The sequence below is a fragment of the Flavobacterium lacus genome (assembly GCF_003268815.1).
Lineage (GTDB): Bacteria > Bacteroidota > Bacteroidia > Flavobacteriales > Flavobacteriaceae > Flavobacterium > Flavobacterium lacus.
Map to the genome: position 1 here is coordinate 328,957 of NZ_QLSV01000002.1, position 7,655 is coordinate 336,611.

A 7,655-nucleotide genomic window follows, 5' to 3' on the forward strand; every position below is an offset into this window, starting at 1 on the left:
TGTGTAAAGGCTGTTTATCCATTTATTTTATAGAGTCTCTTTTAACCAACCAAAAAATTCACGTTGCCAAATAATGGCGTTTTGCGGTTTGAGCACCCAGTGATTTTCATCCGGAAAAAGGATAAAACGGCTTTTGATACCTTGCAATTGAGCAGCTTGAAACGCCTCTTGTCCTTGTCCGATGGGTACACGGTAATCTTTTCCGCCTTGGATAATGAGCATAGGCGTGTCCCATTTGTTCACCATCTTCACAGGATTGAATTGATTGTATGATTTTTGAGCGGCAACATTGTCTTTTTCCCAATAAGCTCCGCCGATATCCCAATTAGTGAAGAACACTTCTTCGGTGGTTCCGTACATACTTTCTAGGTTGAACACACCGCAATGAGAGATGAATGTTTTGAAGCGTTTGTTATGGATTCCGGCCAAATAAAAGACAGAGTATCCGCCATAACTTGCTCCAACAGCCGCCAATCTTGATTTGTCCACATAACTTTCTTTGGCCACATCATCAATGGCTGACAAATAATCATCCATCACTTGTCCGCCCCAATCTTTACTGATTTGTTCATTCCATTCCACACCATGCCCCGGCATTCCGCGACGGTTGGGAGCAACGACCACATACCCTTGAGAAGCCATCAAACTGAAATTCCAACGGAAAGAATAAAACTGCGACAAAGCCCCTTGCGGACCGCCTTGGCAATACAATAACGTGGGGTATTTTTTTGTTTTATCAAAGTTAGGAGGAAGAATTACCCATACCAACATTTGCTTGTTATCGGTGGTGGAGACGTATCTTTTTTCGAATTTTGGTAAGGCTAATTTGCTATAGGTTTCATCATTTACTTTGGTCAATTGAAGCCACGTTTTTTTCTTAAAATCATACGAAAATAGTTCTTTGGCGTTATTCATATCGGTTCTGCCAAGAATTACTTTGTCGCCTGAAAAACCTACAATATCAGTTACATCAAAATCACCGGAAGTAATTTGCCGAACGGTAATGGCAATTCGAGTCACACCCGGAAAGTTCACTTCAAATAATTGTTTTGTACCATCAACGGGAGCTAAGAAATAGACTTTTTTTCCGTCTGCACTCCAAGTGAAACTATCAACAGTTCCGTCCCAATTCGAGGTAAGGTTCATGTCTATTCCTTTAAAACGAACGATGATGTCGTTTTTATCCGCTTCAAAACCATCGCGTTTCATTTGTAACCAAGACAAATCGCCGTTGGGAGAAATGGTGGGATGTGTGTCGTAACCTAAATTGCTTTCGGTTAAATTTTTTGTGGTTTTTGATTCTAAATTATACTCGTACAAATCGGTGTTGGTGGAAATGGCATAAGCCGTTCCTGATTTCTTTTTAGAAACATAAATAATGCTTTTCCCGTCTTTTGACCATACATAATCTTCATCGCCACCAAATGGTTTTTGAGGAGCATCGTACGGTTCGTCTTTCATAATATCAAAAAAAGAATCTTCTTTATTTACTGCTGCAAAGCCAACATGATTGTGATTCCCTTCGTTCCACGTATCCCAATGACGGTAATTCAATCCGTTATAAATTTGAACGTCCGATTTGTCTAATTCAGGATAAATGTCTTTCCCGTTGATTTTTTCCATTTTTACCTCTTTGTGGGAAAGAATGTATTTTCCGTCAGGAGAAACATTTTTATCATTCAAAAGTTCTTTGGTTTCGGTAATTTCTGTTGCGACGCCTCCATTAACTGAAATACTATAGATTTTGGAATTGGATTTGTTTTCTTCTACCGAAGGTGTAGTGACTTTATACAGAATACTTTTTCCGTCTTTTGTAATTCCTAAAGGTGATACTCTTCCTAATTTCCACAACATTTCCGGAGTTAGCACTTGTTGAGCAGTAGCGGCGGTTAATCCCATAAAACAAGATACGATTAAAATTATTTTCTTCATTTGATAAAAATTTAAAGGATAAAAGTAAGGAATTTTTTGCCATAAAAAAAGCCACCTCAATAGAGATGGCCTTATAAAATAGGTAATTAAATTATTGTTTGATGAATCGTTTCGTGTCAACAGTTTCATTGTTAGACACCTCTAATAAGTAGGTTCCGGATGCCAAAGAAGAAACAGAAACACTGTTAGCCTCTAATTTTCCTGTTGCTACCACTTGTCCCATTAGGTTGATGATTCGGTAAGAGGTGAAATTTGTTTCGCTGGAAACATATAACAATCCATCTTTCACCGGATTTGGATAAAGTGTAAAGGAAGCTTTAGAAACTAATTCAACCTCCACTTCGCCTTCTCTTCCGGATGAAACAATATTTACCGTATAATCTTCTACCTCCCCAAAAGAGAATATTTCACATGAAGTTGGCGAAGCGTTGTACTTCATCGAAACTCTCATTCTAGTTTGGCCTAAAAGAGCAGTTGTTGGAACCGTAAAACTTCTGGCAATAGGAGTTGCATTAGTTCGGGTTACGTTAACCACTTGTTCGCCGCTGTCTAAAAAGTCACCGTCTCTATTCCAATCGATCCAAACACGGTAACCTTCACGATAAACGGTGCTAGTCCAAGCAGGAGTAATAGTGATGGTATTACTTGTTCCTCTTACTAAATTAGTGGATAGATTCGTAAAGTTTCCATATCCTCCGTTATTTCCTGACAAGTTATTAATTGTTCCTAATTGCACTCTATTGATGAATTCATCTGCCGTACTATTTCCTCTCGAAGCACAATAGTTAACGGTATTGGCCAAAGTAGTTACACTCACCGTGTTGCTATTTACAGAAGTATTTCCAGCCGCATCTTTTGCTCTAACATTAAAAGTATAAGTTGTAGAAGCGGTTAAACCTGTTACAGCAAACGTTGTTGCAGTGGTTGTAGAGCCAATTAAAATTCCATTTCTAAGCACATCATAACCTGTTACACCCACATTGTCAGTAGCACCAGACCATGATAAATTTGTGGATGTTTGAGTAGTTCCTGAGGCTGATAATGTTGGAGCTGTTGGAGCTGTTGTATCAGGAGCAGGAGCAGATGGAGTGGTTACTGAAACCGTGTTACTATTACCGGAGATATTTCCGGCAGCGTCTTTCGCACGAACAAAGAAAGAGTAAGTAGTTGAAGCAACTAAACCTGTAGCAATATAAGTTGTTCCGGTTACAGAAGCAATTAATGAACCTCCTCTATACACATCATATCCTGTAACACCAACATTGTCTGTGGAAGCAGTCCATGATAAATTTGTGGATGTTTGTGTTGTTCCGGAAGCGGTTAAATTCGTTGGTGCCGTTGGTGCAGTAGTATCAGCTACAGCTGATGTCAACGTAAAATTAGCGTTGGAAACATCAAAGAAAATGTGATTATTTCCTTTTACCATAATGCGACAGGTAGAGCTACTCACGTTTGGCATTGTTACCGCTTGTGAACCATCATTTGGTGTAGCAGTTAACAAAGTTGACCAAGTATTTCCACCGTCTGTTGAAATTAAAATATCAACGTTGGCACAATTTACATTGTTAGCAGTTGTTCCGGCTACGTTCCAAGTTACGGTTTGAGAACTGCCACCGGCATAAGAAACTGCTGTATTTGGAGAAGTTACGGTAAATGGTCCGGCAGTTCCATTTACTGTAACAATCATATCATCACTATTGTTGGCAGAACCACCGGCTCTGTTATCACGAACAGTTAATCTGAAATTCATTGTTCTAGCAACAGAAGGAAGAGCTTCTACAGTAATTTCTGTACCTGCTGTTGTAGTGGCACCTGTTAATATAGATTGTATTCTTGGGAAATAACGTACAGGAGAAGTACTTGAATTGTAAGATCTGAAAGTTGGCCCTGTCGTTCTGGTTGCACTGGCTGCTGAGCTTGCTCCGGTAGCCGTTGAAGCTGCATTATCAAATTGCTCCCAATTGAACGTTAAGGCATCTCCATTTGCATCGGTTCCGGAACCGGTCAACATGAAGGGGGTACTTCTTGGAATCGTGTAGTCTAAACCTGCATTAGCAGTTGGAACAGCGTTGCCCGTTGCAGTATTGGTCTGACAAGTTTTGTTTTTTACATTATTTGTTACTTGTTGAATACTAAAAGCATGAAAATAAGCATCCGAGTTGGGTTGAACATCTTGGTTGGTTATACCCGCATATCCCATAATAGTAGATCCGGAACCTGGTTCCATATTGGCACCTGTACCTTCATTACTGAAAGAAAAAGTATGATTAGCACCAAATTGATGACCAATCTCATGAGCTACATAATCAATATCAAATAAATCTCCTGTTGGTATTGTAGCAGCTGTAAAAGCACTTCCTTTAGAACCATTCACGCAAACACAACCAATACAACCTGCGTTTCCATTGTTAGAAGCTCTGACAAATAAATGACCAACATCGTAATTTGCCTCGCCAATTACAGAAGTTAATGTACTTTGCACTTGACTGTTATAACTTGTAGTGTAAGGGTCCGTAGAAGCATTGGTATAAATTACTAAATCATTATTTGCAATTAAGACCATTCGTATGGCAAAATCTTTTTCAAAAACACCATTCACACGTGTCATGGTTGCATTAATAGCCGCTAAAGCTTGTGCTTTTGTGCCGCCAAAGTAAGCCGTGTATTCACCTGTTGTTGAAACGGCTAATCGAAATGTTCGCAATGTGCTATCATCAGCATTTGGTCGCAAAGCATACGGATCAACTTGCTCATTGACAGCATCAATTACGCCACATTCAAAAGGCGAAAAATGTTTGACTTTATCTGCTTTTTTGTAAACTGAATAAGTTGTTAAATCTTCCGTTAAGGGTTCAATAAAAACGGCTGATTTTCCGGCATTCAATTGCATGGATTGAAACCCTAGCGGAGAAATACTAAAATAAACCGTTGAGGTAGGGTTATCTATTCCAATACCGATATACGATTTAATTTCAGGATAATTGGCTGCTAATTCAGGAGCCATGATCGAGTTTTCATAAACGCTGAACCGTTCCGCTTCTCCATTTTCATTTGGAAATGAAATCACTTTTCCATTTTTGGTTTGGGCAAACCGATTCGGTGCTGAGGAAAGTACCGCTGTAATTCCTGCTACATCTAATTCAAAAACTTTGTTTTGTGGAAGGGCCGTCTTACTTTCTAAAAGTATAGCATTACTTTTTAAAGCAGAAGCTTTCCAGAAATTGCTTTTCTCTTGAGCATTCAAAAAGCATACACTTGACAGAAGTGCAATGGTGAGTAATTTGAGCTTCATAAATTTTTGGTTGATTAGTTAATACCGAGCCAAATGTAAAATTATTTTGTTGTCGTTAATGGATGATTCTACTAATTTATTAACAATTTAAAAAATTTATGTTTGACACTTTATCATATTGGCAACACATTTGTTAAATTTCAGTACTAATGAAATAACAACACCGCAAAAAAACATCCCATTTAGAAAATATTTTCTATCCATTAAAATAAAAAGTACATTTATGAAAAAATTGTAGAAACATGCAACTAAGTTTTTGGGAACTTAAAAATTGGTTTACAAATATCGATTTCACTATTGTGGGTAGCGGAATTGTCGGCTTGCATTGTGCACTTGAATTACGTGAAAAATTTCCTTTGGCTAAAATTTTAGTGCTTGAAAAAGGTATTCTACCGCAGGGAGCCAGTACGAAAAATGCCGGATTTGCTTGCTTTGGATCGGTTTCTGAAATTTTAGATGATTTGCGTTCGCACTCGGAAGAAGAAGTGTTGCAGCTAGTTCAAAAAAGATGGGAAGGATTGCAATTACTTCGCAAACGAATTGGCGATGAAGCCTTAGATTTAAAACCTTATGGTGGATATGAATTGTTTTTGAAGGACGATGAATCAACGTATGAAGACTGTTTGCAAAAGCTTCCGTTTATCAATGAACTTCTAAAACCGTTGTTTAAAAATGACGTTTTTTCGAAAGAAATTGATCGATTTGCTTTTCAAGGAATTCATGAATATGTCCTTTTTAATCCGTACGAAGCTCAAATCGATACCGGAAATATGATGCAACAGCTTTTGAGAATGGCTACGAATAAGCATATTCTCATTCTAAATCAACAAACGGTTACTTCCTATGTTGAAAAAAATAATGAGGTAGAAGTTGTTTTAGACGATTTTTCCTTTCAAACCAAAAAATTGTTTTTTGCTACCAATGGTTTTGCTAAAGAATTAACCAATGGTGAAGTAAAACCAGCCAGAGCTCAAGTGTTAATTACAAAACCTATTGCGAATTTGGACATCAAAGGAACCTTTCATTTAGATAAAGGGTATTATTATTTTAGAAATTTTGAAAATAGGATTTTGCTTGGTGGCGGAAGAAATTTAGATTTTGAAGGCGAAACCACGACAGCATTAGGTCAAACAGAAATTATTCAGAATAAGTTGGAGCAATTACTAAAAGAAGTAATTTTGCCCAACCAATCGTTTGAAATAGAACACCGCTGGAGCGGAATCATGGGCGTTGGCAATCATAAAAACCCAGTTGTAAGACAACTGAGTGAAAATGTGTTTTGTGGCGTTCGCTTAGGCGGAATGGGCGTGGCAATTGGTAGTTTGATTGGAAAAGAATTAGCAGATTTAATGAATTAATTTATGATAAAAAAAATAGTCCGCTTCCTTTGGAAAGCAATGTTGTGGTTTTTTGGAATTTCTATTTTCTTAGTGATTCTGTTCAAATTTGTTCCGGTGCCTTTTACACCTTTAATGGGAATTAGAGCCATCGAACAAAAAAAAGAAGGTAAAGAAATGATTTGCAGCCACGATTGGGTTCCGATAGAAGAAATTTCCATCAATCTCCAAAAAGCAGTAATTGCCAGTGAAGACGGGAATTTTTTAACCCACAGCGGCTTTGATTTTAAAGCCATTGAGAAAGCAATGGAAGCCAATAAAAAAGGAAAGAAATTGCGTGGCGGAAGTACCATTTCGCAACAAACGGCTAAAAATGTTTTTCTCTGGTCGGGACGAAGTTATTTGCGTAAAGGTTTGGAAGCCTATTTCACCGTTTTAATCGAACTCATTTGGGGCAAAGAACGCATCATGGAAGTGTACCTCAATAGCATCGAAATGGGTAACGGCGTGTATGGAGCCCAAGAAGCATCCCGCGTTTGGTATGGAAAAGATGCCAAGAATTTAACTCCACGAGAAGCGGCGGGAATTGCGGCAATCTTACCTAATCCAAGAAAATTTAAGGCTTCCAATTCATCTAATTACATCAATAGAAGAAAAGGATTTATTGTGCGACAGATGAGTTATTTGGGGAAGATTGAGTATTAATTTTTTTGAACGCGGATTCGAAAAATTGGAGAAATTTGAAAAATAATTATCATCCTAAATTTTAAAGATTATTATAATTTCTTATATCTGTGTTCTAAATCTTATGCATCATTTGTTGAACACGGATTATAAAAATTGGAGAAATTAGAAAAATAATTATCATCCTAAATTTTAAAGATTATTATAATTTCTTATATCTGTGTTCTAAATCTTATGCATCATTTGTTGAACACGGATTATAAAAATTGGAGAAATTTGAAAAATAATTATCAACCTAAATTTTAAAGATTATTATAATTTCTTATATCTGTGTTCTAAATCTTATGCATCATTTGTTGAACACGGATTATAAAAATTGGAGAAATTAGAAAAATAATTATCATCCTAAA

General features: G+C 37.2%; 4 protein-coding genes. 2 read left to right on the forward strand and 2 right to left on the reverse strand.

The window, feature by feature from the left end; all coding sequences use genetic code 11:
- Positions 1-27: 27 nt before the first annotated feature.
- Both B0I10_RS03060 and B0I10_RS03065 read right to left on the reverse strand, forming a co-directional pair.
- Positions 28-1,932, reverse strand: a complete 1,905-nt coding sequence (locus B0I10_RS03060; protein WP_112085036.1) for a S9 family peptidase — start codon at positions 1,930-1,932, stop codon at positions 28-30.
- Positions 1,933-2,023: 91 nt separating this feature from the next.
- Positions 2,024-5,224 carry a reprolysin-like metallopeptidase gene (locus B0I10_RS03065; protein WP_112085022.1) on the reverse strand — a complete coding sequence of 1,067 codons (3,201 nt, stop codon included), beginning with the start codon at positions 5,222-5,224 and terminating at the stop codon, positions 2,024-2,026.
- A gap of 242 nt (positions 5,225-5,466) precedes the next feature.
- Here B0I10_RS03065 and B0I10_RS03070 point away from each other — a divergent pair, with 242 nt between their 5' ends.
- Together B0I10_RS03070 and mtgA are read left to right on the forward strand one after the other, a co-directional pair.
- Positions 5,467-6,582, forward strand: coding sequence for an NAD(P)/FAD-dependent oxidoreductase (locus B0I10_RS03070; protein WP_112085023.1), 1,116 nt, complete (start codon positions 5,467-5,469; stop codon positions 6,580-6,582).
- A 3-nt stretch (positions 6,583-6,585) separates the two neighbouring features.
- Positions 6,586-7,266: a monofunctional biosynthetic peptidoglycan transglycosylase gene (gene mtgA, locus B0I10_RS03075; RefSeq protein ID WP_112085024.1), complete on the forward strand. Its 681-nt coding sequence runs from the start codon at positions 6,586-6,588 to the stop codon at positions 7,264-7,266.
- Positions 7,267-7,655 lie beyond the last annotated feature (389 nt).

Excerpts from the sequence above, each read along its gene's own strand:
- B0I10_RS03060 (WP_112085036.1), bottom strand. The coding sequence starts at position 1,932 with ATGAAGAAAATAATTTTAATCGTATCTTGTTTTATGGGATTAACCGCC.
- B0I10_RS03065 (WP_112085022.1), bottom strand. The coding sequence starts at position 5,224 with ATGAAGCTCAAATTACTCACCATTGCACTTCTGTCAAGTGTATGCTTT.
- B0I10_RS03070 (WP_112085023.1), top strand. The coding sequence starts at position 5,467 with ATGCAACTAAGTTTTTGGGAACTTAAAAATTGGTTTACAAATATCGAT.
- mtgA (WP_112085024.1), top strand. The coding sequence starts at position 6,586 with ATGATAAAAAAAATAGTCCGCTTCCTTTGGAAAGCAATGTTGTGGTTT.